The organism is Pseudomonas sp. URMO17WK12:I7, assembly GCF_003269045.1.
Classification (GTDB): domain Bacteria; phylum Pseudomonadota; class Gammaproteobacteria; order Pseudomonadales; family Pseudomonadaceae; genus Aquipseudomonas; species Aquipseudomonas putida_J.
This window is the reverse complement of the sequence record NZ_QLTL01000001.1, coordinates 298,637-323,989: the sequence shown is the minus strand read 5'-3', so window position 1 is coordinate 323,989 and position 25,353 is coordinate 298,637. Positions and strand designations below refer to the sequence as shown.

23 protein-coding genes are annotated in these 25,353 nt (G+C 63.2%); 14 read left to right on the top strand and 9 right to left on the bottom strand.

The annotated features are described in order from the left end of the window. Positions 1-5: 5 nt before the first annotated feature. Entirely contained in the window at positions 6-479 is a 474-nt protein-coding gene (gene greB / locus H040_RS01620; protein ID WP_027919632.1) for a transcription elongation factor GreB, read from the top strand. Positions 480-537: 58 nt separating this feature from the next. On the opposite strand, the gene H040_RS01615 is transcribed toward greB, so the two are convergent. Beyond that, positions 538-3,045 (bottom strand): ABC transporter permease, encoded by a 2,508-nt coding sequence (locus tag H040_RS01615; RefSeq protein ID WP_027919633.1) that lies wholly within the window; start codon positions 3,043-3,045, stop codon positions 538-540. Then, a complete protein-coding gene (locus H040_RS01610) occupies positions 3,045-3,728 on the bottom strand; it encodes an ABC transporter ATP-binding protein (protein ID WP_027919634.1) in 684 nt (227 codons plus the stop codon). The genes H040_RS01615 and H040_RS01610 overlap by 1 nt, the downstream gene beginning before the upstream one ends. 10 nt (positions 3,729-3,738) lie before the next feature. On the opposite strand from H040_RS01610, the gene H040_RS01605 reads away from it, so the two are divergent. From H040_RS01605 to H040_RS01595, 3 genes are all read left to right on the top strand, one after another. Next, positions 3,739-4,344, top strand: coding sequence for an arylesterase (locus H040_RS01605; protein WP_027919635.1), 606 nt, complete (start codon positions 3,739-3,741; stop codon positions 4,342-4,344). 58 nt (positions 4,345-4,402) lie between these two features. Beyond that, on the top strand, positions 4,403-4,684 hold the full coding sequence (locus H040_RS01600; protein ID WP_027919636.1) for a hypothetical protein: 282 nt from the start codon (positions 4,403-4,405) through the stop codon (positions 4,682-4,684). A gap of 131 nt (positions 4,685-4,815) precedes the next feature. After that, positions 4,816-5,793: a L,D-transpeptidase family protein gene (locus tag H040_RS01595; RefSeq protein WP_027919637.1), complete on the top strand. Its 978-nt coding sequence runs from the start codon at positions 4,816-4,818 to the stop codon at positions 5,791-5,793. 140 nt (positions 5,794-5,933) lie between these two features. On the opposite strand, the gene oprI is transcribed toward H040_RS01595, so the two are convergent. Next, positions 5,934-6,185, bottom strand: a complete 252-nt coding sequence (gene oprI / locus H040_RS01590; protein WP_003259780.1) for an outer membrane lipoprotei OprI — start codon at positions 6,183-6,185, stop codon at positions 5,934-5,936. Between the two features lie 509 nt (positions 6,186-6,694). Here oprI and H040_RS01585 point away from each other — a divergent pair. Next, entirely contained in the window at positions 6,695-6,976 is a 282-nt protein-coding gene (locus H040_RS01585) for a GNAT family N-acetyltransferase (protein ID WP_027919638.1), read from the top strand. An 81-nt stretch (positions 6,977-7,057) separates the two neighbouring features. On the opposite strand, the gene H040_RS01580 is transcribed toward H040_RS01585, so the two are convergent. Then, positions 7,058-8,134 (bottom strand): 3-deoxy-7-phosphoheptulonate synthase, encoded by a 1,077-nt coding sequence (locus tag H040_RS01580; protein WP_027919639.1) that lies wholly within the window; start codon positions 8,132-8,134, stop codon positions 7,058-7,060. 201 nt (positions 8,135-8,335) lie between these two features. Here H040_RS01580 and H040_RS01575 point away from each other — a divergent pair, with 201 nt between their 5' ends. From H040_RS01575 to cysB, 3 genes are all read left to right on the top strand, one after another. Beyond that, positions 8,336-9,283, top strand: coding sequence for a putative 2-dehydropantoate 2-reductase (locus tag H040_RS01575; RefSeq protein ID WP_027919640.1), 948 nt, complete (start codon positions 8,336-8,338; stop codon positions 9,281-9,283). Positions 9,284-9,387: 104 nt separating this feature from the next. Next, positions 9,388-9,885, top strand: a complete 498-nt coding sequence (locus tag H040_RS01570; protein ID WP_027919641.1) for a universal stress protein — start codon at positions 9,388-9,390, stop codon at positions 9,883-9,885. Between the two features lie 129 nt (positions 9,886-10,014). Beyond that, positions 10,015-10,989 carry an HTH-type transcriptional regulator CysB gene (gene cysB / locus H040_RS01565; protein ID WP_027919642.1) on the top strand — a complete coding sequence of 325 codons (975 nt, stop codon included), beginning with the start codon at positions 10,015-10,017 and terminating at the stop codon, positions 10,987-10,989. Positions 10,990-11,060: 71 nt separating this feature from the next. Here cysB and H040_RS01560 read toward each other — a convergent pair whose 3' ends face one another. The 5 genes from H040_RS01560 to rloA all read right to left on the bottom strand — a co-directional run bounded on the left by H040_RS01560 (position 11,061) and on the right by rloA (position 16,534). After that, a complete protein-coding gene (locus H040_RS01560; RefSeq protein ID WP_027919643.1) occupies positions 11,061-11,795 on the bottom strand; it encodes a phosphoadenylyl-sulfate reductase in 735 nt (244 codons plus the stop codon). Positions 11,796-11,930: 135 nt separating this feature from the next. Continuing rightward, on the bottom strand, positions 11,931-13,274 hold the full coding sequence (gene pabB, locus H040_RS01555) for an aminodeoxychorismate synthase component I (protein ID WP_027919644.1): 1,344 nt from the start codon (positions 13,272-13,274) through the stop codon (positions 11,931-11,933). A 202-nt stretch (positions 13,275-13,476) separates the two neighbouring features. After that, positions 13,477-14,457 (bottom strand): alpha-L-glutamate ligase-like protein, encoded by a 981-nt coding sequence (locus H040_RS01550; protein WP_027919645.1) that lies wholly within the window; start codon positions 14,455-14,457, stop codon positions 13,477-13,479. Next, positions 14,457-15,992 (bottom strand): osmotic stress tolerance membrane protein RloB, encoded by a 1,536-nt coding sequence (rloB, locus tag H040_RS01545; protein WP_027919646.1) that lies wholly within the window; start codon positions 15,990-15,992, stop codon positions 14,457-14,459. Before rloB ends, H040_RS01550 begins: the two co-directional genes overlap by 1 nt. Before the next feature lie 5 nt (positions 15,993-15,997). Then, positions 15,998-16,534, bottom strand: a complete 537-nt coding sequence (rloA, locus tag H040_RS01540) for a retropepsin-like aspartic peptidase RloA (RefSeq protein ID WP_027919647.1) — start codon at positions 16,532-16,534, stop codon at positions 15,998-16,000. Positions 16,535-16,833: 299 nt separating this feature from the next. On the opposite strand from rloA, the gene H040_RS01535 reads away from it, so the two are divergent. The 6 genes from H040_RS01535 to prpD all read left to right on the top strand — a co-directional run bounded on the left by H040_RS01535 (position 16,834) and on the right by prpD (position 25,305). Next, complete coding sequence (locus H040_RS01535) at positions 16,834-17,550, top strand: GntR family transcriptional regulator (RefSeq protein WP_027919648.1); 717 nt, start codon at positions 16,834-16,836, stop codon at positions 17,548-17,550. Further along, a complete protein-coding gene (gene prpB, locus H040_RS01530; protein WP_027919649.1) occupies positions 17,547-18,437 on the top strand; it encodes a methylisocitrate lyase in 891 nt (296 codons plus the stop codon). The genes H040_RS01535 and prpB overlap by 4 nt, the downstream gene beginning before the upstream one ends. A gap of 142 nt (positions 18,438-18,579) precedes the next feature. Then, positions 18,580-19,707, top strand: coding sequence for a bifunctional 2-methylcitrate synthase/citrate synthase (gene prpC / locus H040_RS01525; protein ID WP_027919650.1), 1,128 nt, complete (start codon positions 18,580-18,582; stop codon positions 19,705-19,707). Positions 19,708-19,870: 163 nt separating this feature from the next. Beyond that, positions 19,871-22,459, top strand: a complete 2,589-nt coding sequence (acnD, locus tag H040_RS01520) for a Fe/S-dependent 2-methylisocitrate dehydratase AcnD (protein ID WP_027919651.1) — start codon at positions 19,871-19,873, stop codon at positions 22,457-22,459. Between the two features lie 13 nt (positions 22,460-22,472). Then, positions 22,473-23,663: a 2-methylaconitate cis-trans isomerase PrpF gene (prpF, locus tag H040_RS01515; protein WP_027919652.1), complete on the top strand. Its 1,191-nt coding sequence runs from the start codon at positions 22,473-22,475 to the stop codon at positions 23,661-23,663. A gap of 157 nt (positions 23,664-23,820) precedes the next feature. Beyond that, a complete protein-coding gene (gene prpD / locus H040_RS01505; RefSeq protein WP_027919653.1) occupies positions 23,821-25,305 on the top strand; it encodes a 2-methylcitrate dehydratase in 1,485 nt (494 codons plus the stop codon). Positions 25,306-25,353: the final 48 nt, after the last annotated feature.

Genomic DNA, 25,353 nt, shown 5'->3' with positions numbered 1-25,353 from the left:
CGCTGTTGAGCACCAACATCATCACCACGGAAGGTCACGAGGCCCTGAAGAAGGAACTGGATCATCTGTGGCGGGTGTATCGCCCGGAAATTACCCAGAAGGTGACCTGGGCCGCTTCGCTTGGCGACCGCAGCGAAAATGCCGACTACCAATACAACAAGAAGCTGCTGCGCGAGATCGACCGCCGGGTCCGCTATCTGCGCAAGCGCCTTGAAGATGTAAAGGTGGTCGCCTATTCACCGCAGCAGGAAGGCAAGGTGTTCTTCGGCGCCTGGGTCGAGATCGAGAACGATGACGGCGAGACCCTGAAATTTCGCATTGTCGGGTATGACGAGATCTATGGCCGTAACGACTACATCTCGATCGACTCGCCGATGGCCCGGGCCCTGCTCAAGAAGCAGGAGGGTGATGAGGTAGTGGTGAATACACCAACCGGTCAAGCGACCTGGTATGTGAACAGCATCCACTACGGGCAATGACTGGATATTGCCCGTACTGGCCTCATTGCCGGCAATGAGGCCAGTGCAGCGGTCGGTATCAACTTTCCCGCAGCACCGCCAAAGGGCTGGCATTCAGCGCGCGTCGCGTTCCCGCCACGCCAGCCCCGCCCACCAGAAGCGCCCCTACCAGGGGCAACACCAGCAACCACGGGTGCGGGCTCCACTGCAGGTCGAATGCAAAGCGATACAGTACCAGTGTGATCAGCTCGCAGCCCAGCGCCGCCAGGGCGCCACTGGCCGCCCCCAGCAAGCCGAATTCGATGCGCCGGGCCCTGACCAGCAAAGGCCGCGCAGCCCCCAATGCGCGCAGCAAGGCGCCTTGGCGAATCCGCTCGTCCAGTGTCGCTTGCAACCCGGCGAACAACACCGCAAGCCCCGCTGCCAGCACGAACAGCAATACATATTCGACCGCCAGGGTGACCTGGGCGAGGATGCTGCGTAGCTGTTCTAGCAGGGCATCGACCTGCAGGATGGTCACGGCCGGGAACGCCCGCGACAGGGCAACCACGTCCAGGTCATGGCCTGGAGCCAGGTAGAAGCTGGTCAGGTAGGTGACTGGCAGCCCTTGCAGGGTGCCCGGCTGGAAGATCATGTAGAAGTTCGGCTGAAAGCTGTCCCAGTGCACGCTGCGCAGGCTGCTGACCCGTGCCTGGCGCTGCTCGCCGCCGATGTCGAAGGTCAGCACGTCGCCCAACTCCAGCTTGAGGCTGGCGGCCAGCTCGGCCTCGACCGACACGCCCGGGATTTCATCGCTGGCAGGCAGCGCTTGCCACCAGTTACCCGCGCTCAGCGCGTTGCCCTCAGGCAGGTCGGCGGCCCAGGTCAGGCTGAGGTCGCGTTGCACCGCTCGCTCGCCGGCGGAATCCTTGCTGACGATCTGCTGCACCGGTTGATCGTTGATCTGAATCAGCCGGCCGGGGGTCACCGGGTAGAGCGGTGCCGAGCTGGCGTTCACCTCGTGCAGGCGCTGGGCGAACGGTTCGCGGTCAGCGGGCAGGATATTCAGGGCAAAGTGGTTGGGCGCATCCTTTGGCAACTGTGCCTGCCAGGTGTCGAGCAACTCTGCCCGTAGCAGTGCAACCAGGGCCATGGCCAGCAGGATCAGGCCGAAGGCGAGGGCTTGCCCGGCCGCTGCCATCGGGTGGCGCAGCAGCTGGCCAAGGCCCAGGCGCCAGGTCAGCGGTGCGCCGGCGAGCGCCTTTCGCAGGCTTTGCAGGCCGAGCAACAGCAGCCCGCCCAACAGCAGTGCAGCGATCAAGCCGCCGCCCAGCAGGGCGAAAGTCAATAGCAGGTCAAGGCTCAGGCGCCACATGATCAGGCCCAGGGCAAGCAGGGCTGCGCCATACACCAGCCAACTGCTCGGGGGCACGGGCAGCAGATCGCGGCGCAGTACGCGCAGCGGTGGCACCTGGCCCAGAGCCGCGAGCGGTGGCAAGGCAAAACCGGCCAGTGCCACCAGGCCAGTGGCGACGCCGGCCACTGCCGGGAAAATGCCCCCGGCCGGCACCACGCTGGGTAGCAGGCCGTGCAGCAGGCGGAACAGCCCCAGTTGCGCCAGCCAGCCGAGCAGGGCGCCGGCCAGGGCGGCGACCAGGCCGAGCAGCGCCAGTTGCAGGCAGTACAAGCCCAGCGCCTGGTGCCGCGACAGCCCCAGGCAGCGCAGCAGGGCGCTCGCGTCCAGGCGGCGCGCAGCGTAGCGGCTGGCCGACAGCGCCACGGCCACGCCTGCCAGCAGCACGGCGACCAGGCTGGCCATGTTCAGGTAGCGCTCGGCTTTGCCCAAGGCGCCGCCGATCTGCCGGTTGCCATCGCGGGTGTCGAGCAGGCGCTGGCTGGCGGCAAGGTTGTTTTCCACGGCCTTGCGATACTGCCCGAGGGCTTCGGCATCGCCGCGCCACAGGTCACGGTAGGAAACCCGGCTGCCGGGCTGGATGACCCCAGTGGCCTGCAGGTCAGCCAGGCTCATCATCACGCGGGGTGTCAGGCTGTAGAAGTTGTTGGCACGGTCCGGCTCGTAGGTCAGCACGCGGCTCATGCGCAAGGTTTTCATGCCGACGTCGATGCTGTCGCCGACCTTCAGCCCCAGGGCCGCGAGCAGGCGCGGTTCGACCCAGGCCTCCCCAGGTGCCGGGCCGCCGCCTGGGGTTTCTTCGGTATAAGGTGCGGCGGCGCTGCGCACCTGGCCGCGCAACGGGTAGGCACCGTCGACCGCCTTGATGCTCGATAGCTGGATGCCGGCATCGCCACCCACCACGCTGGTGAACTCCACGACCTGGGCATGCTGCAGCCCCAGGGCCTGACCACTGCTGAGCTGCTCGTCACGGGCCGGTGCGCTGCCTTGCAGCACCAGGTCGGCACCGAGGAATTCACTGGCACGCAGTTGCATCGCGACATTCAGGCGAGCGCCGAAATAGCCGATGGCGGTACTTGCGGCGACCGCTACCAGCAGCGCAAAGAACAGCACGCGCACTTCGCTGGCGCGCAGGTCGCGCAGCAACTGGCGCAAAGCCAGACCGCACAGGCGGGACAGCGGCATGTGCTTCATCAGGCCTCCACCGGTGCCGCCAGGCGGCCTGCTTCCAGACGGATCTGGCGCCGGCAGCGGCGGGCCAGGCGCTCATCATGGGTGACCAGCACCAGGGTGGTGCCGCGTTCCTTGTTCAGTTCGAACAGCAGGTCGCTGATGCGCTCGCCGGTGTGGCTGTCGAGGTTGCCGGTGGGTTCGTCGGCGAACAGCACTGCCGGTTGTGCGGCGAAGGCGCGGGCGATGGCGACTCGTTGCTGCTCGCCACCGGAAAGCTGCCGCGGAGTGTGGGTCAGGCGCTTGCCCAGGCCGACCCGCTCAAGCAGGGTACGGGCGTGCTCGCGGGCGTCGCGGCGCCCGTCCAGTTCCAGTGGCAGCATCACGTTCTCCAGGGCGTTGAGGCTGTCGAGCAGCTGGAACGACTGGAAGACGAAACCGACATGCTCGGCACGCACCCTGGCGCGCTGGTCCTCGTCCAGTGGGCCAAGGTCGTGTCCGGCGAGGATGACCTGGCCGGCGCTGGGGCGGTCGAGGCCGGCGAGCAGGCCGAGGAGGGTCGACTTGCCCGAGCCCGAGGCGCCAACGATGGCCAGGCTGTCGCCCTGGGCAAGGTCGAGGGAGAGGGCATGCAGGATGGTCAGGTCACCTTCCGCACTAGGGACCACTTTGCTAAGGTTCTGAGCAACGAGAATGCTGGGGCCCATGGAGAATCCAATGCGAGTGTGGTGGTTGAGTGCCGGTCTGGCCCTGTATTGCCTGGCCCAGAGCGCGGCGGCGGGAACACTGCTGGTTGTCGGCGATAGTATCAGCGCTGGTGCTGGCCTGGATATCCGCCAGGGTTGGGTCTCACTGTTGCAGACCCGGCTCAAGGAGGAAGGTTTCGACGAGCAGGTGGTCAATGCATCGATCAGTGGTGACACCAGTGCAGGTGGCCAGGCACGGCTGCCGGCGCTGCTTGCAGCGCACAAGCCGAACCTGGTGGTGCTGGAGCTTGGGGGCAACGACGGGCTGCGCGGGCAGCCGCCACAGCAATTGCAACAAAATCTTGCCTCGATGATCGAGAGTGCCCGCCAGGCAGGCGCCAAGGTAGTGTTGCTGGGCATGCGCCTGCCGCCGAACTATGGCGTGCGTTACAACACTGCCTTCGCCAACGTCTACCAACAGCTGGCAACGGAAAAGCAGGTGGCGCTGGTGCCGTTTTTCCTCGAGGGGGTTGGCGGCGTGCCGGAGATGATGCAGGCCGATGGCATCCATCCGGCACAAGGGGCCCAGCAGCGTTTGCTGGAAAATGCCTGGCCGGTGATAAAACCCTTGCTGTGACGCTTTAAACGGTGGCGGCTTTCGGCTAATGTTGCGCCCCCCGTTTCGAGAGCCCCCGATGCCGCGCCCTGCCTGGTCCTTGTTTGCCTATCAACTGATCGAGCCCGATGAGCAGCTCGACCTGTTCGCTTGCCAGGAAATCCGCGTCCACCTTGTGGCCCGTCAGCTCGAACTCGGCGTGCCGGTCGACCGTACCTTGTGCGGCGGCCTGCTGCCTGCGCAACCGCGTTGGTCCGGTGTGCCCCGCAGCATCTACCGTGACGGGCGCCTGTGCGACCTGTGCCGGGCGATTCTGGACGCTCAGCGCCGCGGCATGCGGCCGGTCTGGCCCGAGCTTTGAGGTGGCTTTGCGGCGCGCAATTGCGCGCACCTTTCATCATCTGAAACGCTTGTAAGGCGCCAATGCCTCCCGCTTGCAGCGAGGCGGGTGTACAATCGTGCTTCTTGACCACCTTTCGAAGGATTTACCGGATGTTGCCGCGCTTTCCCGCCGTCACCCGTTGCCTGTCCCTGGCCGCCCTGCTGGTAGCGGGTCCTGCTGTTGCGCTGGAACTGCCATTGCCACCACCCGGTGAAGACGTCGTTGGCCAAGTCCAGACGATCAAGGCCAAGTACGAAGACACCTTCGCCGACATCGGCACCGCCAACGATCTCGGCTACCTGGAAATGATCGCCGCCAACCCGGGCGTCGACCCGTGGCTGCCGGGGGCCGGCACCGAGATCATCCTGCCGACCCGCTACATCCTGCCGCCGGGGCCGCGTGAAGGCATTGTCATCAACCTGGCCGAGTACCGCATGTACTACTTCCCGAAAGGGCAGAACGTGGTGCACACCTTCCCGCTGGGTATCGGCCGTGAGGGCTGGGGTTCGCCTGTCGCGATGACAAAGATCACCGCGAAGACGCCGAATCCGACCTGGACGCCTCCTGCATCCATTCGTGCCGAGCACGCCGCAGACGGTGACATCCTGCCGACCGTCGTACCTGCCGGCCCGGACAACCCGCTTGGGCCGTTCAAGTTCACCCTGGGTGTACCGGGCTACCTGATTCACGGTTCGAACAAGAAGTTCGGTATTGGCATGCGCACCAGCCATGGCTGTTTCCGCATGCTCAACAACAACGTGCTGGAACTGTCGAAGATGGTTCCGGTTGGGACGCCAGTGCGCATCATCAACGAGCCTTACAAGTTCGGCATCAGTGGTGGCAAGGTTTATCTCGAAGCGCACACGCCGCTGGATGATCACGGCAACCCTTCTGTGGTCGACAAGCACACGGCGGTCATCAATGCCTTGCTCAAGCGTGAAGACCTGGCCAACAACCTGCGCATGAACTGGGACATGGTGCGTGATGTGGTAGCTGCGGAAGACGGTATGCCTGTGGAGATTGCCGTGCCCGTCAATAACCAGGGTGCCGCGCCAATGGTTTCGAGCATTCCGCCCGAACTGCAGTAACGCTTTAGCAACACCCCGGGGCCCGCTCAGGTTAACAGCCTGCTGCGGGCTTCTTCGTTTCCGGGGGGGGGGGCTTTCGTCCAGGCAATAAAAAAGCCGACCCACACGTGGGTCGGCTTCATAACAATCCGTGAGGATTATTACTTGCGGCTGGCTTTGTCCAGCATACGCAGAGCGCGCTCGTTGGCTTCGTCAGCGGTCTGCTGAGCCTTCTGAGCGGCTGCCAGAGCGTCGTCAGCCTTACGGTAGGCTTCGTCTGCACGGGCTTGAGCGCGAGCTGCTGCGTCTTCAGTCGCAGTCAGACGAGCTTCGGTTTCTTTGGATACGCTGCTGCAACCGGTAGCCAGAACTGCGGCCAGAGCCAGAGCAGAGAATTTCAGAACGTTGTTCATCGTGTTCCCCTTCAAGGACTTTCTATTAAATAGCCATCTCTCGGAAAAGAGAAACTGGCCGGCGTACATAGTACCCATTACTTGTAGTAAGTAAACTGACAGAGCGCAAGAACTGCAAAAAAAATGTTGCCAGGGGTGATGCCGACAAGATTTGCGGGGGGATTGTGAAAAAACCGTGTAGCGGGCGCAAGCGATTGTAGTACAGGAACTTTTTTGTTGAACTAACGGTGACTTTAACTGTCCTTCAACGTCTTAAGCACAACAACATCCGGTTGCTGTTGCGGGGCATGCCAGCGGCAGGTTCCGGTGCGGGTTCCTGCTACTTTTTAACGCTAGCCACCTTGAGCAATCCTGCCCTCGGCGCCTACTATTTGGGAGTGCCCGTCCCGGTCGAACGATTGCCGTTGGCTTACGGTCCAAGGGGCAACAGGTGGCGTAGAGGTTCCTCCGCCGGATAAACCACATCGGTTAAGGTAAAGGTCTGCCAGAAAGGCCTGCGAGGAGTAGTGATGAGTGAAACGCTGACCATCCACCATGACCAGGCCGGTCATCAGTTCGAAACCAATGTGGACGGTCATCGTGCCTACCTGACGTACATGGACCTGGGCAAGCAGACGCTGGATATCTATCGCACTTTCGTGCCCAACGCCCTGCGTGGCCGCGGGATCGCAGCAGCGCTGACCGAGAAGGCCCTCGAGTACGCCGACCAGATGGGTTATACGGTGATCCCTTCCTGCTCGTACGTGGAGCGCTACATGGAGCGCCAGCAGCGCCACTCGAGCAAGGCTTGAACTTGTAAAAAGCGGGGCCGTTTCGCGCCCCTTCGCAGACAGTACTGCGAAGGGGTGCTAAACGGCCCCGCTTTTTTTGTATCAGCCGCGCTTGCGCTGTGGCAGTACATCCTTGAGCTTGGCGTGCATGCTGCGCAGGGTATTCTCGGTGGCCGACCAGTCGATGCAGGCATCGGTGATCGATACGCCGTACTGCAGTTCTTCGAGGTTTTTCGGGATCGACTGGCAGCCCCAGTTCAGGTGGCTTTCGACCATCAGGCCGATGATCGACTGGTTGCCTTCCAGGATCTGGTTGGCGACGTTCTCCATCACCAGCGGCTGCAAGGCCGGGTCCTTGTTGGAGTTGGCGTGGCTGCAGTCGACCATGATGTTGGCCTTGATCTTGGCCTTGGCCAGGTCCTGTTCGCACAGGGCGACACTGACCGAATCGTAGTTCGGCTTGCCGTTGCCGCCGCGCAGTACCACGTGGCCATACGGGTTGCCTTTGGTGGTGACGATCGAGACGCCGCCTTCCTGGTTGATACCGAGGAAGCGGTGCGGCTTGGACACCGACTGCAGGGCGTTGATGGCCACGGTCAGGCCGCCATCGGTGCCGTTCTTGAAGCCGACTGCCGAAGACAGGCCCGAGGCCATTTCGCGGTGAGTCTGCGATTCGGTGGTGCGGGCGCCGATGGCCGACCAGCTGATCAGGTCCTGCAGGTACTGCGGGGAGATCGGGTCGAGCGCTTCGGTGGCGGTCGGCAGGCCCATTTCGGCCAGGTCCAGCAGCAATTGGCGACCGATGTGCAGGCCATCCTGGATCTTGAACGAGTCATCCAGGTACGGGTCGTTGATCAGGCCTTTCCAGCCAACGGTGGTGCGTGGCTTTTCAAAGTACACACGCATGACCAGGTACAGCGTATCGGACACTTCTTCGGCCAGCACCTTGAGGCGCTCGGCGTATTCGTGGGCGGCCTTGATGTCATGGATGGAGCAGGGGCCGACCACCACGAACAGGCGATGGTCCTTGCCGTCGAGGATATTGCGCACCACTTCGCGGCCGGCAGTAACGGTCTGCAGGGCCTTGGCGCTGAGGGGGATTTCCTTCTTGAGCTGATCGGGGGTGATCAAGGTCTCGTTGGAGGCAACGTTAAGGTCGTCGATCGGTAAATCAGCCATCGTGTTACTCGTCAGGTCACGGGTGCCGGCCGCCAGCAATCCCCGTGCGGCCCAGCAGCAATAATGTTCGCAGCGGGGAGCCGAACCTTAGCGCGTTACAGGGGGCGCGACAATGGGATTTGGCGCGTGTTGGCACACTTGTGTATGCCTGGCTGGCCGTGAAGGTGTAAAAAAGCGGTTCAACCTGACCAGGAGATTTGCATGGCTGCTCGCAACCCACGTATTGGCATCATCGGTAGCGGCGCTATCGGTGGCTTCTATGGACTGATGCTGGCGCGCGGTGGTTTCGATGTGCATTTCCTGCTGCGCAGCGAATATGACGTGGTGCGCAAGCAGGGGCTGAAGCTTGAGCATGCCGTGCATGGCACGCTGCAGATGCCGGTCAATGCCTACGCCAGTGCTGCCGACATGCCGCCCTGTGACTGGTTGCTGGTGGGGGCCAAGTCCACCAGCAATGCCGAACTCGCACCGCTGATTGTCCAGGCCGCCGCTGCCGATGCCAAGGTGGTGCTGCTGCAGAATGGCCTCGGCGTGGAGGAGCAGTTAAGGGCCGCCTTGCCGGCCAATCTGCACCTGCTTGGCGGCCTGTGTTTCATCTGCGTCAATCGCCAGGCCCCCGGGGTGATTCGCCACCAGGCGCTGGGGGCGGTCAACCTCGGCTATCACAGCGGGCCGGCCGAGGCGGGCGGTGCGCAGATCGTCGAAGCCGGCGCCGAGCTGTTCCGCGCTGCTGGCATCGACTCTCAGGCCATGGCCAATCTTGGTGAGGCCCGCTGGCAGAAGCTGGTGTGGAACGTGCCGTACAACGGCCTTTCGGTGTTGTTGGGGGCCAGTACCACGCCGCTGATGGCCGATGCCGACAGTCGTGAACTGATCCGGGCACTGATGGCTGAAGTGGTGCAGGGCGCCGCTGCGTGCGGGCATGAACTGCCGGCGGGTTACGCCGAGCACCTGTTCCGCATGACCGAGCAGATGCCCGATTACTGGCCGAGCATGTACCACGACCATGTCCAGCAACGCCCGCTGGAGCTGCAGGCGATCTATGCCGAGCCACTTGCCCGTGCGCAGGCGGCCGGTTGCAGCTTGCCGCGGATGCAGATGTTGCACCAGGCGCTGGCCTTCATCGACCGCGCCAACGGAGCCGGCTAAGTCCTCTACAGGCCGCGGCAGCAGTGCGCCAGACGGCAAAGCGCGTGTCCGGTGCGCTGCTAAGCTGAAGCTTGCTCTGCCGCAACGGCAGTCAAGGAGGTCGAATGATCCGCTCCATGCTGTACGCCACCGACCTCGGTGTCTACGCACCTTTTGTCATGCAGCACGCCCTGACCCTTGCTCGCGCTTTCGGCGCTGAGCTCTATGTGATTCACGCGGTCGAGCCCATGGGGCAGTTCGCCGAGTCCCTGCTGCAGAGTTACCTCGATGAGCAGACGCTGGATGAATTGCACAGTGAAGGCGTCAATACGGTGATGGCCAATATTGAACAGCGGGTGCTGGAAAACTTCCGTGAAGAATTGGGCGAGGACGCAGATCTGGCACTGATCAAGGCGGTGCGGGTGCGCCAAGGTGATCCGGCGCAGGTCATCCTGGAACAGGCGCAGCGGTTGAGCGTCGACCTGCTGATTTTCGGCAGCCACACTGCCGGTGCCGGGGTGGACGTGCCGATCGGGAGAACGGCGGTGCGCCTGCTGCAACTGTCGCCGGTGCCGGTGTACATGGTGCCGCTCTCGCAGCACCTCGGGCGTAGGAAAACGTGAAGCTGGCAGTAGGCTTTCTCGGAGGCGCGTGTAACAAAATAGTTCTAGTTTTATTTCGAGAACCACTAATATAGTTATATCTCGTCGCTGCCTGCTGCCGCTGACTTACCGCCGATTCGAGGGAAACCTATGAAGCTTCAACAACTGCGCTACATCTGGGAAGTAGCGCACCATGACCTCAACGTCTCCGCGACGGCGCAGAGTCTGTACACCTCCCAGCCGGGGATCAGCAAGCAGATTCGCCTGCTCGAGGACGAATTGGGTGTTGAAGTCTTTGCCCGAAGCGGCAAGCACCTGACCCGCGTGACCCCGGCTGGCGAGCGGATCATCAATACCGCTGGCGAGATCCTGCGCAAGGTCGAGAGCATCAAGCAGATTGCCCAGGAGTTCTCCAACGAGAAGAAGGGCACGCTGTCTATCGCCACCACCCACACCCAGGCTCGCTATGCGCTGCCACCGGTGATCAGCAGCTTTATCAAGCAGTACCCGGAAGTGGCCCTGCACATGCATCAGGGCTCGCCGATGCAGATCGCGGAAATGGCCGCAGACGGCACCGTCGATTTCGCCATCGCCACCGAGGCGCTGGAGCTGTTCGGCGACCTGATCATGATGCCGTGCTACAAGTGGAACCGTTGCGTGGTGGTGCCCCAAGGCCACCCGCTGACCAAGCTGCCGAAGCTGACCCTGGAAGCGGTTGCTGAATACCCGATCGTTACCTACGTGTTCGGTTTCACCGGCCGCTCGAAGCTGGACGAGGCCTTCAACCACCGTGGCTTGACGCCGAAAGTGGTGTTCACCGCTGCTGACGCCGACGTGATCAAGACTTATGTACGTCTGGGGCTGGGCGTGGGCATCGTGGCCAAGATGGCGGTCGACTCCAAGCTCGACAGCGACCTGGTGGCCTTGGATGCCAGTGAATTGTTCGAAGCCAGCATCACCAAGATCGGCTTCCGCCGTGGCACCTTCCTGCGTGGTTTCATGTGCGATTTCATCGAAAAGTTCGCACCACACCTGACCCGTGAAGTGATGGCCAAGGCCATCCAGTGCCACAACAAGCAAGAGCTCGAAGAGCTGTTTGAAGGCGTCGAGCTGCCGGTGCATTGATTGAGTGCAGCAGCCCTGATGTACAGGTAAAGAAAAACCGGCCCTAGGGCCGGTTTTTCTTTACCTGCGGTTCAGGCCTTGCTGATCAGGTTGCCGGCGTGCAGCCCGCACTCCTTCTGGGTCGACTCTTCCCACCACCAGCGGCCTTCACGCTCGTGCTGGTTCGGCAGTACCGGGCGCGTGCAAGGCTCGCAGCCGATGCTGATGAAGCCACGTTCGTGCAGGCTGTTGTACGGCAGCTCGAGCATGCGGATGTAACCCCAGACTTCTTCACTGGTCATCTGCGCCAGCGGGTTGAACTTGTACAGGGGGCGCTCGGGCGTGGAGAAGGCGCCGTCGATTTCCAGCGCTGCCACCTGGCTGCGGGTGCCCGGGCTCTGGTCGCGACGTTGACCGGTAGCCCAGGCGCTGACGGTGGCGAGCTTGCGCCGCAGCGGTTCGATCTTGCGGATGCCGCAGCATTCGCCGTGGCCGTCCTTGTAGAAGCTGAACAGCCCTTTATCCTTGACGAACGGGTCGAGCTTGGCGCGGTCCGGGCTGAGGATTTCGATCGGCAGGTTGTAATGCTCGCGCACCTGGTCGATGAAGCGGTAGGTCTCCGGGTGCAGGCGGCCAGTATCAAGGCTGAACACCTTGACCTGCTTGTTCAGCTTCCAGGCCATGTCGACCAGCACCACATCCTCGGCGCCGCTGAAGGAGATCCACAGGTCATCGCCGAAGTGTTCGAAGGCGAGCTTGAGGATGTCTTGCGGGGACTTGTTGGCATAGGTCGCGGCCAGGGCGGCGACGTCGAAGGGTTGGCTCATCAGGCGGTTTCCATCTTGGCTGTGGCGCTGTGCGCTCGTAATGGGGTGATGGTAACAAAAAATGGCGGGGTAGACGGGCTGATGTCAGTGTCGGCGGCTTCGCGACCCGGCTTGCCCGCGAAGAGCCGACACCGATCACAAGCCTTGCAAGGTTTCCATCAGCACTCGCACCTTGGCAATCGACTCTTCGTATTCAGCCTGCCAGTTCGAGTCGGCCACCACCGCGCCACCGCCCCAGCAACTGACCTGGCCATCCTTGACCAGCAGGCTGCGAATGGCGATGGAGCTGTCCATTTCGCCGCGCACGTCCACATACAGCAAAGAGCCGCAGTACAGCGCGCGGCGGGCAGGTTCCAGCTCGTCGATGATCTGCATGGCGCGAATCTTCGGTGCACCGGTGATCGAGCCGCCGGGGAAACTGTCGCCGATCAGGTGCAGGGCGTCCTTGTCGCGGGCCAGCTGGCCAGTGATGCTGCTGACCAGGTGATGGACGTTGGGGTAGCTTTCCAGGCTGAACAGCTCTGGCACCTTCACCGAACCGATCTCGCAGGTACGCCCCAGGTCGTTGCGTAGCAAGTCGACGATCATCAGGTTTTCCGAGCGGTCCTTGGGGCTTTGGCGCAGCTCTTCGGCATTGCGTGCGTCTTCGGCCGGGTTGGCCGAGCGCGGGCGGGTACCCTTGATCGGGCGGGTTTCCACCTGGCCCTGGCTGACGCGGATGAAGCGCTCCGGGGAGAAGCTCAGCAGTGCGCTGCCGTCAGCCAGTTGCTGGTAGCCGGAGAACGGCGTCGGGCAGGCTTGGCGCAGGGCTTGGTAGGCGTGCCACGGGTCGCCCTGGCAAGGCGCGCGGAAGCGCTGGGTGAGGTTGATCTGGTAGCAGTCGCCGGCCTGGATGTAGCGTTGTACCTGGTCGAAAGCGGCTTTGTACTGCGCCGGTTGCAAGTCGCCTTGCATGGGGGCGAGCAAGTGGAAGTCGCCGCAGCTCGAATTGTCGACAGCTTCGAACAGGCTGATAAGGCGCTCGCGTTCAGCACTGGCCAGGCTGGGGTGGAACACCAGCTGACTGGTACCAAGCTGGTGATCGCTGACCATTGCCCAGGCATACAGGCCCAGTTGCGCGTCGGGCAAGCCCAGGTCGTCGGTAGCCAGGCTCGGCAGCTGTTCCAGGCGGCGGCCGAAGTCGTAGCTCAGGTAACCGATCAGGCCGCCGGCAAAGGGTAGCTCGATGCCGGTGGGCAGCTGCGCTTCACCCAGTTGAGCCAGGCTGGTGCGCAGCCGTGCAAGGAAAGCGCGGCCGTCTTCGCCGGGCTGGGCCTGCAGGTGTTGCACGGGCCAGGCGCTGAGCAGGTCGAAGCGGCCACGCTCTGCGCCGGGGCGGGCACTGTCGAGCAGGATTGCGCCGGGGGCCTGGCGCAGGCGGGCGAAATAGGCAGCGGGGGCGGGCTGGTAGGGCAGGGGGTAGAGCGTACAGGTCGGCATCAGTGTGGACGGCGATGTAAAAGCGAGGAGGGCGATTGTAGACCTGTGCAGGAAATGCGCCTAGCACTCGGCGCGACATTAAACATTGTCTGGGGCCGCTTTGCGGCCCTTTCGCGACACAAGGCCGCTCCTACAGGGAGATGCGAAAACCTGTAGGAGCGGCCTTGTGTCGCGAAAGGGCTGCGCAGCAGCCCCAAGGGGCTTAGCGCGGATGCACGTGCCCGAACAGGTTCTGGGTCACCCGCACTCGCTGTTCGGCATCCTCGGTGATCCCTTCCTTGGCCAATGCCTCGATATGCGCTTCGATGGCATGGGTGCGCTGGGTCAGCCCGGTGTCATTGGCGATCTGAATGTTCAGGCCAGGCCGGGCGTTGAGTTCGAGAATCAGCGGCCCTTTATCCTGGTCCAGCACCATGTCCACGCCGATGTAGCCCAGCCCGCACAGCTCGTAGCAGCCGGCGGCCAGCTTCATGAAGCCGTCCCAGTTCGGCAGCTGCACGCCGTCCACCGCGTTGGTGGTGTCCGGGTGCTTGCTGATGATGTTGTTCAGCCAGGTGCCGCGCAGGGTCACGCCGGTGGCCAGGTCCACACCGACGCCGATGGCGCCCTGGTGCAGGTTGGCCTTGCCGCCGGACTGACGGGTCGGCAGGCGCAGCATGGCCATTACCGGGTAGCCCATCAGCACGATGATGCGGATGTCCGGCACACCTTCGTAGCTGATGCTCTTGAAGATCTGGTCCGGGGTTACCCGGTACTCGATCAGTGCGCGGTCGCGGTGGCCGCCGAGGGAGTACAGGCCAGTGAGGATGCTCGATACCTGGTGCTCGATTTCCTCATGGCTCATGATCTTGCCCGACACGGTGCGGTAGCGGTCCTCGAAACGGTCGGCGATCACCAGGATGCCGTCACCGCCGGCGCCCTGCGCCGGCTTGATGACGAAGTCGTTGCGCCCGCCGATGATCTCGTGAAGCTTTTCGATCTGCTTCTCGGTCTCGATGATGCCGTACATCTCCGGCACATGGATGCCGGCGGCCAGGGCGCGCTCCTTGGTGATGATCTTGTCGTCGACGATCGGGTACAGGCTGCGCTTGTTGTACTTCAGCACATAGTCCGCGTTACGGCGGTTGATCCCCATGATGCCCCGGGCCTCCAGGGCTTTCCACGTCTTGATCAGGCCAAACATCAGGCGTCAGCCTTCTTCAGGAATGCCTTGAAGCGCACCAGCTCGGTCAGGCGGTAGCCGCGGTAGCGGCCCATAGCCAGCATGAAGCCTACCAGGATCAGCAGCACGGCCGGGAAGGTGAAGACGAAGTACACCAGCTCCGGCACCATCATCAGCAGGTGCGCCAGGGAGGCGGCGAACAGGGTGCCGATCGCCACTTTCATGGCATGGCCACCGCCGCGCTCTTCCCAGGTGATCGACAGGCGTTCGATGGTCATGGTCAGGATCACCATCGGGAACAGCGCCACCGACAGGCCGCGTTCCAGGCCCAGCTTGTGGCTGAACAGGCTGATGGCGGCAATCAATACCACGACGAAGGTCAGCACCACCGACAGGCGCGGCAGCATCTGAAGCTTCAGGTGTTCCAGGTACGAGCGTAGCGACAGGCCCAGCGCGGTGATCACCGTGAACAGCACGATGCCAAAGCCCAGCTGGGTCTCGCGGAAGGCCAGGGCAATCAGTACCGGGGTGAAGGTACCAAGGGTCTGAATGCCGATCAGGTTGCGCAGGATCAGGATCACCAGCACGCCGATCGGGATCATTACCATGATCATGAAGGTCTGCTGGGTCTGCAGTGGCAAGCCGTACAGCGAGTATTCGAGGAAGTCGGCGTCGGTGTTCTCGTCGGTCAGCTTGGCCAGGCGGATGGCGTTCATCTCGCTGTTGTTCATGCTGAAGGTGACGTTGGCCTTCTTGCCGCCATCGACGGTGATCAGGTTGTCGTCACCGGTCCACCACAGCAGGCGGTCGGCCGGCAGGCCTTGCTCGCCGGTGTCAGGGTTGAAGTACAGCCAGTCGTTGCCGTTGAAGCTGCGCAGCCACAGCTCCGGGGTCTGCGGTGTATCGGCAACGAGCCGAATGGTGTGGACCTTTTCCATCGGCACATGGGCGATCGACAGCAGCAGGTCGATGACCTGGGCCTTCTTCATCGGCGAGGTGTCGCCGGCCAGCAGCAGCTTGACGTTGTCGTCGTTGAGGTTGTTGACCCGCTTGATGGTCTCGCTGACAAAGGTCTCGACGTCGGCCGAGTGCTGGCGAATCGGTGCCATCAGGGCTTCGGCAGCGATCTTCTCCGGGCCGTCGATGGCCAGGCTGTCACGGAAGGTAGGGCCCTTGATGGCGGACTTTTCGTTGCTGTAGCGCTTGGTCAGCACCAGGCGGTAGTACAGGGTCTGGTTACCGCTGACACGGCGCGCCGACCAGGTCACCTTGCGGTTGCCGTCGGCACGGTTGACGCTCACCCCATAGTTGTTGGAGATGAAGCTCTCGTTGAGGCTGACGTAGTCACGGTTCAGCGGTGGCACGAACATCTGGATCTTGACCGGGTCTTTGGAGCTGGCGACGAACTCGACCTTGGCGTCGATGTTCCACAGGTCGTCGGTTTCGTCTTCGGTCACCGGGATGCCGAGCACGAAGATCTGATAGGCCGTGACCGCCACGCCGAGCAACACCAGCACGGTGATCAGGACTTTCAGATGGAGGGTAAGAGAGCGCATCGGGATTACTCTGCTTTGGGAGCGTCGGTGGCACAGGCAGGTTTGCCGGCCGCGTATTTAAGGCTTGGGTCGACCAGCGCGTCGAAGTGCTTGAGCGCCTCGGAGCCGATCAGCAGCGGGAACTGGAAGGCGCTGCGATCGGTGAGGTTGACTTCGATGGTGCGCCGGGCCTGGCCCATGCAGATTTCGAGTTCGATGACCGGGCGGGCGGTGTAGGCCTTGCCGGATTCAGCATCATAGTCGCCGGCGCGGCGCTTGATCTTGCTCACGCGCGCCAGGGGGCGTTCGATGGGGTGCGAATGGGCGGCGTCGATGGCCAGATAAAAGCGCACCCAGCTTTCGCCGTTGCGCTTGAAGCGCTTGATGTCGCGGGCACTGAGCGACGCAGTCTTGGCGCCAGTGTCGAGCTTGGCGGCCACTTCCAGGTCAAGGTCGCCGAGCCGGGCGTACTCGTTCAGACCGTACACGGTCTTGCCCGCCGCCTGGCCAAGGGCCGGCAGCAGGGTAAGGCATAACAGCAATAATACGGGTGTAAGTCTCATAATCCTGGCGCGGTGCTGAGCTGTGCAGGGTTCGGGGCAAAGGTGACTGGCAACGACTGCGCAAGCTTCCTCGTTCATCTGTCAACAACATGAATTGATGACAAACACACCATCCATACTCCGTTGGAGGCGCGGCATTCTATCACGCCGTCGTATTGACGCCAGCGTGCCGCGATCTGACAACGCCATCACTCGGTAAGTTCGTTCTTAGACGATTGTCGACAATATTGATTTTGTCTTTGACTGCGAGCCTCTGATTCGCTAGTTTCTGCTCAAGCGATTAGCAAGGTGTCGACAATATGCTGGACCTCACCACACCAAGCCCGGCCGAGGCAGACGAAACTGGAACCTTGTCCGAGAATGTCTTCCGGCGCATCCAGGCGGCAATCGTCAAGGGCGACATCGCCCCGGGCAGCAAGATCTCCGAGCCGGAGCTGGCGCGCACCTATGGCATCAGCCGCGGCCCGCTGCGCGAGGCCATTCATCGGCTGGAGGGCCAGCGCCTGCTGGTGCGGGTGCCACATGTCGGGGCGCGGGTGGTGTCGCTCAACCATGCCGAGCTGATCGAGCTGTACGAGATCCGCGAATCGCTGGAAGGCATGGCCTGCCGCCTTGCGGCCGAGCGCATGAGCCAGGCCGACATCGACGAGCTGCGCCGGGTGCTCGACACCCACGAGCGCGATGCCGCGTTCCAGGCCGGGCTGGGCTATTACCAGCAGGAAGGCGACTACGACTTTCATTACCGGATCATCCAGGGCAGCGGCAACCAGACCCTGGTCAAGATGCTCTGCGGCGAGCTGTACCAGCTGGTGCGCATGTACCGTATCCAGTTTTCCGCCACACCCAACCGGCCACGCCAGGCCTTTGCCGAACACCACCGCATTCTCGATGCCATCGCCGACCGTGACGGCGAGCTGGCCGAACTCCTGATGCGCCGCCACATCGGCGCGTCCAAGCGCAACATCGAGCGTCACTACCTGGACGCCAACAACAACAGCCCACGAGGTGAGAAATGACTGTGAAGAGCACCCCCGGTCAGCGTTTCCGCGACGCCGTTGCCGCCGAACACCCGCTGCAAGTGGTCGGCGCGATCAACGCCAACCATGCACTGCTGGCCAAGCGTGCCGGTTTCAAGGCCATCTACCTGTCCGGTGGCGGTGTTGCCGCGGGCTCCCTGGGCCTGCCTGACCTGGGCATCAGTGGCCTGGATGACGTGCTGACCGATGTGCGCCGCATCACCGACGTCTGCGATGTACCTTTGCTGGTGGATGTCGACACCGGTTTCGGCGCGTCGGCCTTCAACGTCGCCCGCACCGTGCGCTCGATGTGCAAGTTCGGCGCTGCGGCCATCCACATCGAAGACCAGGTCGGTGCCAAGCGCTGTGGCCACCGCCCGAACAAGGAAATCGTCACCCAGCAGGAGATGGTCGACCGTATCAAGGCCGCGGTGGATGCCCGCACCGATGACAGCTTCGTCATCATGGCGCGCACCGACGCCTTGGCGGTGGAAGGCCTGAACGCTGCCCTGGACCGGGCTGCCGCGTGCATCGAGGCTGGCGCCGACATGATCTTCCCGGAAGCCATCACCGAACTTTCGATGTACAAGACCTTCGCCGACCGGGTGCAGGCACCTATCCTGGCCAATATCACCGAATTCGGCGCCACCCCGCTTTACACCACCGAAGAACTGGCCTCGGTCGATGTGTCGCTGGTGCTGTACCCGCTGTCGGCGTTCCGCGCCATGAACAAGGCGGCGGAGAATGTCTATACCGCACTGCGCCGCGACGGTACGCAGAAGAACGTGATCGACACCATGCAGACCCGCATGGAGCTCTACGATGCCATTGGTTACCACGCCTTCGAGCAGAGCCTCGACGCGTTGTTTGCCCAGAAGAAAGGTTGAATGTGTGCTGGCTTCTTCGCGGGTGATGCCGCTCCCTCAGGTAACTTGTAGGGGCGGGTTTACCCGCGAAGAGGCCGGCCCAGGCAATCACCCGAATTAGCCAGATCGCTTCCTATAACAAGTTCAAGAAAGGAGAAACACCATGGCCGAAGCAAAAGTACTCAGTGGCGCTGGCCTGCGTGGCCAGGTGGCCGGCCAGACTGCACTGTCGACCGTGGGCCAGGCCGGTGCCGGGCTGACCTACCGTGGTTACGACGTCCGTGACCTGGCCGCCGCTGCCGAATTCGAAGAAGTCGCTTACCTGCTGCTGTACGGCGAGCTGCCGAGCAAGGCGGAACTTGCCGATTACAAGCGCAAGCTCAAGGGCCTGCGTGACCTGCCGCAGGCGCTGAAGGAAGTGCTCGAGCGCATCCCCCGCGATGCCCACCCGATGGATGTGATGCGTACCGGTTGCTCGGTGCTGGGTACCCTGGAGCCGGAGCTGACTTTCGACGCCCAGCGCGAGAAAACCGACCGCCTGCTGGCGCTGTTCCCGGCGGTGATGTGCTACTGGTACCGCTTCACTCACCACGGCGTACGCATCGACTGCACCAGCGACGAAGACACCCTCGGCGGTCACTTCCTGCACCTGCTGCACGGCAAGAAGCCGAGCGAGCTGCATGTCAAGGTGATGAACGTGTCGCTGATCCTCTATGCCGAGCACGAGTTCAACGCCTCGACCTTCACCGCGCGGGTCTGCGCATCGACCCTGTCCGACCTGTATTCCTGCGTCACTGCCGCTATCGGCTCGCTGCGTGGCCCGCTGCACGGAGGTGCCAACGAAGCGGCGATGGAGCTGATCGAGCGCTTCCAGAGCCCGCAGGAAGCCACCGCCGAACTGCTGCGCATGCTCGAGCGCAAGGACAAGATCATGGGCTTCGGCCATGCGATCTACAAAGAGTCCGACCCGCGTAACGAGGTGATCAAGGGCTGGTCGAAGCAGCTTGCCGACCAGGTCGGTGACACGGTCCTGTACCCGGTTTCCGAAGCCATCGACAAGACGATGTGGGAGCAGAAGCGCCTGTTCCCCAACGCTGACTTCTACCATGCCTCGGCGTACCACTTCATGGGCATTCCGACCAAGCTGTTCACCCCCATCTTCGTCTGCTCGCGCCTGACCGGCTGGGCTGCGCATGTGTTCGAGCAGCGCGCCAACAACCGCATCATCCGCCCGAGCGCCGAGTATGTCGGCGTCGAGCAGCGCCAGTTCGTGCCAATCGAGCAGCGCTGAGTCAAAGACCGTTGGGGCTGCTGCGCAGCCCTTTCGCGACACAAGGCCGCTCCTACAAGGACGGTGTTGTACTTGTGAGGGCGGCCTTGTGTCGCGAAAGGGGCGCGCAGCGCCCCCAGGCCTGACCTGCTTACCGAATACCGTGACCGAGCCTGATAACGATATGAACACTGCATACCGCAAGAACCTGCCAGGCACCGCCCTGGACTATTTCGACGCACGCGCCGCGGTCGAGGCAATCAAGCCCGGTGCCTACGACAGCCTGCCGTACACCTCCCGTGTGCTCGCCGAGAACCTGGTGCGCCGCTGCGATCCGGCGACCCTCGACGCCTCCCTGGGCCAGCTGATCGAGCGCAAGCGCGACCTCGACTTCCCATGGTTCCCGGCCCGCGTGGTGTGCCATGACATCCTTGGCCAGACCGCCTTGGTCGATCTCGCCGGCCTGCGTGATGCCATCGCCGACAAAGGCGGTGACCCGGCCGCAGTCAACCCGGTGGTGCCGGTGCAGCTGATCGTCGACCACTCCCTGGCCGTGGAGTGCGGTGGTTTCGACCCGCAGGCGTTCGAGAAGAACCGCGCCATCGAAGACCGCCGTAACGAAGACCGCTTCCACTTCATCAACTGGACCAAGAAGGCGTTCAAGAACGTCGACGTGATCCAGCCCGGCAACGGCATCATGCACCAGATCAACCTGGAGAAAATGTCGCCGGTCATTCACAGCGACCGCGGCGTGGCCTACCCGGATACCTGCGTCGGCACCGACAGCCACACCCCGCATGTCGACGCGCTGGGCGTGATCGCCATTGGTGTCGGCGGCCTGGAAGCCGAAAACGTCATGCTCGGCCGTGCCTCGTGGATGCGCCTGCCGGAGATCGTCGGCGTCGAGCTGACCGGCAAGCTGGCGCCGAACATCACCGCCACCGACCTGGTACTGGCCCTCACCGAATTCCTGCGCAAGCAGAAAGTCGTCGGTGCCTACCTCGAGTTCCATGGCGAAGGGGCGCGCGCCCTGACCCTGGGCGACCGTGCCACCATTTCCAACATGGCGCCGGAATACGGCGCCACGGCGGCGATGTTCGCCATCGACCAGCAGACCATCGACTACCTCAAGCTGACCGGTCGCGACGACCAGCAAGTGCAGCTGGTGGAGACCTACGCCAAGGTCGCCGGCCTGTGGGCTGACAGCCTGGCCAAGGCCGAATACGAGCGTACCCTGAGCTTTGACCTGTCGAGCGTGGTGCGCAACATGGCCGGCCCGTCCAACCCGCATGCCCGTGTCGCTACCAGCGACCTGGCGGCCAAGGGCATCGCCGGCGCCTGGGAAGAAGTGCCGGGGCAGATGCCCGACGGCGCAGTGATCATTGCCGCCATCACCAGTTGCACCAACACCAGCAACCCGCGCAACGTGATTGCCGCAGGCCTGCTGGCGCGCAACGCCAACAAGCTGGGCCTCAGCCGCAAGCCGTGGGTCAAGTCGTCGCTGGCGCCGGGCTCCAAGGCTGTGCAGTTGTACCTGGAAGAGGCGGGGCTGGAAAAGGAACTGGAACAACTGGGCTTTGGTATCGTCGCCTTCGCCTGCACCACCTGCAACGGCATGTCGGGTGCACTGGACCCCGTGATCCAGCAGGAAATCATCGACCGCGACCTGTACGCCACCGCCGTGCTGTCGGGTAACCGCAACTTCGACGGGCGCATCCACCCTTACGCCAAGCAGGCGTTCCTCGCGTCGCCGCCACTGGTGGTGGCCTACGCGATTGCCGGCACCATCCGCTTCGACATCGAGAAAGATGTGCTGGGCGTGGTCGACGGCAAGGAAATCCGCCTCAAGGACATCTGGCCCAGCGACGAGGAAATCGACGCCGTGGTGCGTGCGGCGGTCAAGCCGGAGCAGTTCCGCAAGGTCTATATCCCGATGTTCGCCATCGAGGAAGACCGCGGTCCGAAAGTCGCGCCGCTGTACGACTGGCGCCCGATGAGCACCTATATCCGCCGCCCGCCTTACTGGGAAGGTGCCCTGGCCGGCGAGCGGACCCTGCGTGGCATGCGCCCGCTGGCGGTGCTACCGGACAACATCACCACCGACCACCTGTCGCCGTCCAACGCCATCCTGCTCGACAGCGCCGCGGGTGAGTACCTGGCGAAGATGGGCCTGCCCGAAGAGGACTTCAACTCCTATGCCACACACCGTGGCGACCACCTGACCGCCCAGCGCGCCACCTTCGCCAACCCCAAGCTGTTCAACGAAATGGTGCGCAAGGATGACGGCAGCGTGAAGCAGGGTTCGCTGGCGCGCATCGAGCCCGAAGGCAAGGTGACGCGCATGTGGGAGGCCATCGAGACCTACATGGAGCGCAAGCAGCCGCTGATCATCGTCGCCGGTGGCGACTATGGCCAGGGTTCGTCCCGCGACTGGGCGGCCAAAGGGGTGCGCCTGGCCGGTGTCGAAGCGATCGTCGCCGAAGGCTTCGAGCGCATTCACCGCACCAACCTGGTGGGCATGGGGGTGTTGCCGCTGGAGTTCAAGCCGGGCACTGACCGCAAGACCCTGGGCCTGGATGGCAGCGAGACCTATGACGTGCTCGGCGAGCGCAAGCCGCGGGCGACCCTGACCCTGGTGGTGACACGGCGCAATGGCGAGCGTGTGGAGGTGCCAGTGACCTGCCGCCTGGACACTGCCGAGGAAGTGTCGATCTACGAAGCGGGCGGGGTGCTGCAGCGCTTTGCCCAGGACTTCCTCGAAGCGACCGCTTGAACAGGACTTGAACATGGCACATGTAGCGCAAGTGAAAATTCCCGCCACGTACATCCGTGGCGGCACCAGCAAAGGCGTGTTCTTCCGCCTGCAGGACCTGCCGGAACCGGCCCAGGTCCCAGGCCCGGCGCGTGACGCGCTGCTGTTGCGGGTAATCGGCAGCCCCGACCCATATGCCAAGCAGATCGACGGCATGGGCGGCGCCACCTCGAGCACCAGCAAGACGGTCATTCTGTCAAAGAGCATCAAGCCCGGGCACGATGTCGACTACCTGTTCGGCCAGGTCGCCATCGACAAGGCCTTCGTCGACTGGAGCGGCAACTGCGGCAACCTCTCTGCTGCGGTCGGCTCGTTCGCCATCAGCAACGGCCTGGTCGACCCGGCGCGCATTCCGCGCAACGGCATGGCCAGGGTGCGCATCTGGCAAGCCAACATCGGCAAGACCATCATTGCCCATGTGCCGATCACCGAAGGTGAGGTGCAGGAAACCGGCGACTTCGAACTGGACGGGGTGACCTTCCCCGCCGCCGAAGTGCAGCTTGAGTTCCTCGACCCGGCCGCCGACGAGGATGGCGATGGCGGTGCGATGTTCCCCACCGGCAACCTGGTAGACGACCTGGAAGTGCCGGGTATCGGTACGTTCAAGGCCACCTTGATCAACGCCGGTATCCCGACTGTGTTCGTCAATGCCGCCGACATCGGTTACACCGGCACTGAATTGCAGGATGCGATAAACGGCGACCCCGAGGCGCTGCTGCGTTTCGAAACCATCCGCGCCTACGGCGCCGTGCGCATGGGCCTGATCGAGCATGTCGACCAGGCTGCCGGGCGTCAGCACACACCGAAGGTGGCTTTCGTTGCGCCGCCGAGCACCTACACTGCGTCCAGTGGCAAGGCAGTTGCGGCCGCTGACATCGACTTGTTGGTGCGTGCGTTGTCCATGGGTAAGCTGCACCACGCGATGATGGGGACCGCTGCCGTGGCCATTGGTACCGCTGCAGCCATTCCAGGCACGCTGGTCAACCTCGCTGCGGGTGGGGGTGAACGCAGTGCCGTGCGGTTTGGCCACCCGTCCGGCACCTTGCGGGTCGGGGCCGAGGCGCGTCAGGTGGATGGCGAGTGGACGGTGACCAAGGCAATCATGAGCCGCAGTGCTCGCGTGCTGATGGAGGGCTGGGTTCGCGTGCCTGGCGATAGCTTCTAACGCACCACTGGCGCTCGGCTTTCGTTGGCTGGGGCTGCTTTGCAGCCCTTTCGCGACCCACGGCCGCTCCTACAGGAGTACACGGTCTCTTGTAGGAGCGGCCTTGGGTTGCGAAAGGGTCGCGAAGCGGCCCCGGCAATTCCGAAGGGAGCTGGCTATGAGCGCCAACGTGGACCTGAACGATCGCCCGGACTACGACCGGGTGCTGCAAACCCTGGCCGACTACGCCCTCGGCTACCGGGTCGAATCCCCTGAAGCCCTGGATACCGCGCGCAACTGCCTGATGGACACCCTCGGCTGTGGCCTGCTGGCGCTGCGCTTCCCCGAATGCACCAAGCTCCTCGGTCCGCTGGTGGAAGGCACCGTAGTGCCCAATGGTGCGCGCGTTCCCGGTACCGCTTACCGCCTCGACCCGGTCAAGGCAGCCTGGGACATCGGCTGCACCGTGCGCTGGCTGGACTACAACGACACTTGGCTGGCTGCAGAGTGGGCGCACCCTTCTGACAACCTTGGCGGCATCCTGGCGGTTGCCGATCACCTGTCGCAGAAACGTGTGGCCAGCGGCGAAGCACCGCTGCTGATGCGTGACGTGCTCGAAGCCATGGTCATGGCCCATGAGATCCAGGGCGTACTGGCACTGGAGAACGCGTTCAATCGCGTCGGCCTCGATCACGTGATACTGGTCAAGGTGGCCTCGGCCGCCGTATGCGCCCGGCTGATGGGTGCCAATCGCGAACAGATGCTCTCGGCGCTTTCCCATGCATTCGTCGATGGCCAGGCATTGCGCACTTACCGCCATGCGCCCAATGCCGGCTCTCGCAAGTCCTGGGCGGCGGGTGACGCCTCCAGCCGGGGCGTGCGCCTGGCTGATATCGCGCTGCGTGGCGAAATGGGCGTGCCAGGGGTGCTGACTGCGGCGCAGTGGGGTTTCCATGACGTCTCGTTCAGCCACACCAACAAGGACCTGGCGGTAAAACCTGCCGGCCAGTATGAGCTGCGCCTGCCGCAACCCTTGGCCAGTTACGTGATGGAGAATGTGCTGTTCAAGGTCAGCTTCCCAGCCGAGTTCCACGCCCAGACGGCCTGCGAAGCGGCGGTGACCCTGCACCCGCTGGTGCGTAACCGCCTGCATGAAATCGACCGCATCGTCATCACCACCCAAGAGTCGGCGATCCGCATCATTTCCAAGCGAGGCCCGCTGGCCAATGCTGCCGACCGTGATCACTGCCTGCAGTACATGGTGGCGGTGCCGCTGATCTTCGGCCACCTGGTGGCCGAGCATTATGAAGATGCCTTCCATGCCAATCACCCCAGCATCGATCGCTTGCGCGAGAAGATGGAGGTGGTCGAAGACCCGCGCTTCAGCCGTGAGTATCTGGAGCCGGATAAGCGCTCGATTGCCAATGCCGTGCAGGTGTTCTTCAAGGATGGCAGCAGTACAGAGCAGGTGCTGGTGGAGTACCCGATCGGGCATCGGCGGCGGCGCGAGGAGGGGATACCGCTGCTGGAGGCCAAGTTCAAGGGCAACCTGGCGACGCGCTTTGTGCGCCAGCGCTGCGAAGCGATTTTTGAACTGTGCAAGGACCAGCAAAGGCTGGAACAGATGGCAGTGCACAGGTTTGTCGACCTGTTCGTGATTTGAGGTTTCTCATGCCGGCCTCTTCGCGGGTAAACCCGCTCCTACAGGTTC

Coding starts and splice junctions, on each gene's coding strand:
- rloB (WP_027919646.1), bottom strand. CDS start 15,992: ATGCGCTCTCTTACCCTCCATCTGAAAGTCCTGATCACCGTGCTGGTG.
- acnD (WP_027919651.1), top strand. CDS start 19,871: ATGAACACTGCATACCGCAAGAACCTGCCAGGCACCGCCCTGGACTAT.
- H040_RS01550 (WP_027919645.1), bottom strand. CDS start 14,457: ATGTTTGGCCTGATCAAGACGTGGAAAGCCCTGGAGGCCCGGGGCATC.
- H040_RS01615 (WP_027919633.1), bottom strand. CDS start 3,045: ATGAAGCACATGCCGCTGTCCCGCCTGTGCGGTCTGGCTTTGCGCCAG.
- H040_RS01580 (WP_027919639.1), bottom strand. CDS start 8,134: ATGGCTGATTTACCGATCGACGACCTTAACGTTGCCTCCAACGAGACC.
- H040_RS01610 (WP_027919634.1), bottom strand. CDS start 3,728: ATGGGCCCCAGCATTCTCGTTGCTCAGAACCTTAGCAAAGTGGTCCCT.
- prpB (WP_027919649.1), top strand. CDS start 17,547: ATGACTGTGAAGAGCACCCCCGGTCAGCGTTTCCGCGACGCCGTTGCC.
- H040_RS01585 (WP_027919638.1), top strand. CDS start 6,695: ATGAGTGAAACGCTGACCATCCACCATGACCAGGCCGGTCATCAGTTC.
- pabB (WP_027919644.1), bottom strand. CDS start 13,274: ATGCCGACCTGTACGCTCTACCCCCTGCCCTACCAGCCCGCCCCCGCT.
- H040_RS01560 (WP_027919643.1), bottom strand. CDS start 11,795: ATGAGCCAACCCTTCGACGTCGCCGCCCTGGCCGCGACCTATGCCAAC.
- prpC (WP_027919650.1), top strand. CDS start 18,580: ATGGCCGAAGCAAAAGTACTCAGTGGCGCTGGCCTGCGTGGCCAGGTG.
- prpD (WP_027919653.1), top strand. CDS start 23,821: ATGAGCGCCAACGTGGACCTGAACGATCGCCCGGACTACGACCGGGTG.
- H040_RS01535 (WP_027919648.1), top strand. CDS start 16,834: ATGCTGGACCTCACCACACCAAGCCCGGCCGAGGCAGACGAAACTGGA.
- H040_RS01575 (WP_027919640.1), top strand. CDS start 8,336: ATGGCTGCTCGCAACCCACGTATTGGCATCATCGGTAGCGGCGCTATC.
- rloA (WP_027919647.1), bottom strand. CDS start 16,534: ATGAGACTTACACCCGTATTATTGCTGTTATGCCTTACCCTGCTGCCG.
- H040_RS01595 (WP_027919637.1), top strand. CDS start 4,816: ATGTTGCCGCGCTTTCCCGCCGTCACCCGTTGCCTGTCCCTGGCCGCC.
- cysB (WP_027919642.1), top strand. CDS start 10,015: ATGAAGCTTCAACAACTGCGCTACATCTGGGAAGTAGCGCACCATGAC.
- H040_RS01600 (WP_027919636.1), top strand. CDS start 4,403: ATGCCGCGCCCTGCCTGGTCCTTGTTTGCCTATCAACTGATCGAGCCC.
- prpF (WP_027919652.1), top strand. CDS start 22,473: ATGGCACATGTAGCGCAAGTGAAAATTCCCGCCACGTACATCCGTGGC.
- oprI (WP_003259780.1), bottom strand. CDS start 6,185: ATGAACAACGTTCTGAAATTCTCTGCTCTGGCTCTGGCCGCAGTTCTG.
- H040_RS01605 (WP_027919635.1), top strand. CDS start 3,739: ATGCGAGTGTGGTGGTTGAGTGCCGGTCTGGCCCTGTATTGCCTGGCC.
- H040_RS01570 (WP_027919641.1), top strand. CDS start 9,388: ATGATCCGCTCCATGCTGTACGCCACCGACCTCGGTGTCTACGCACCT.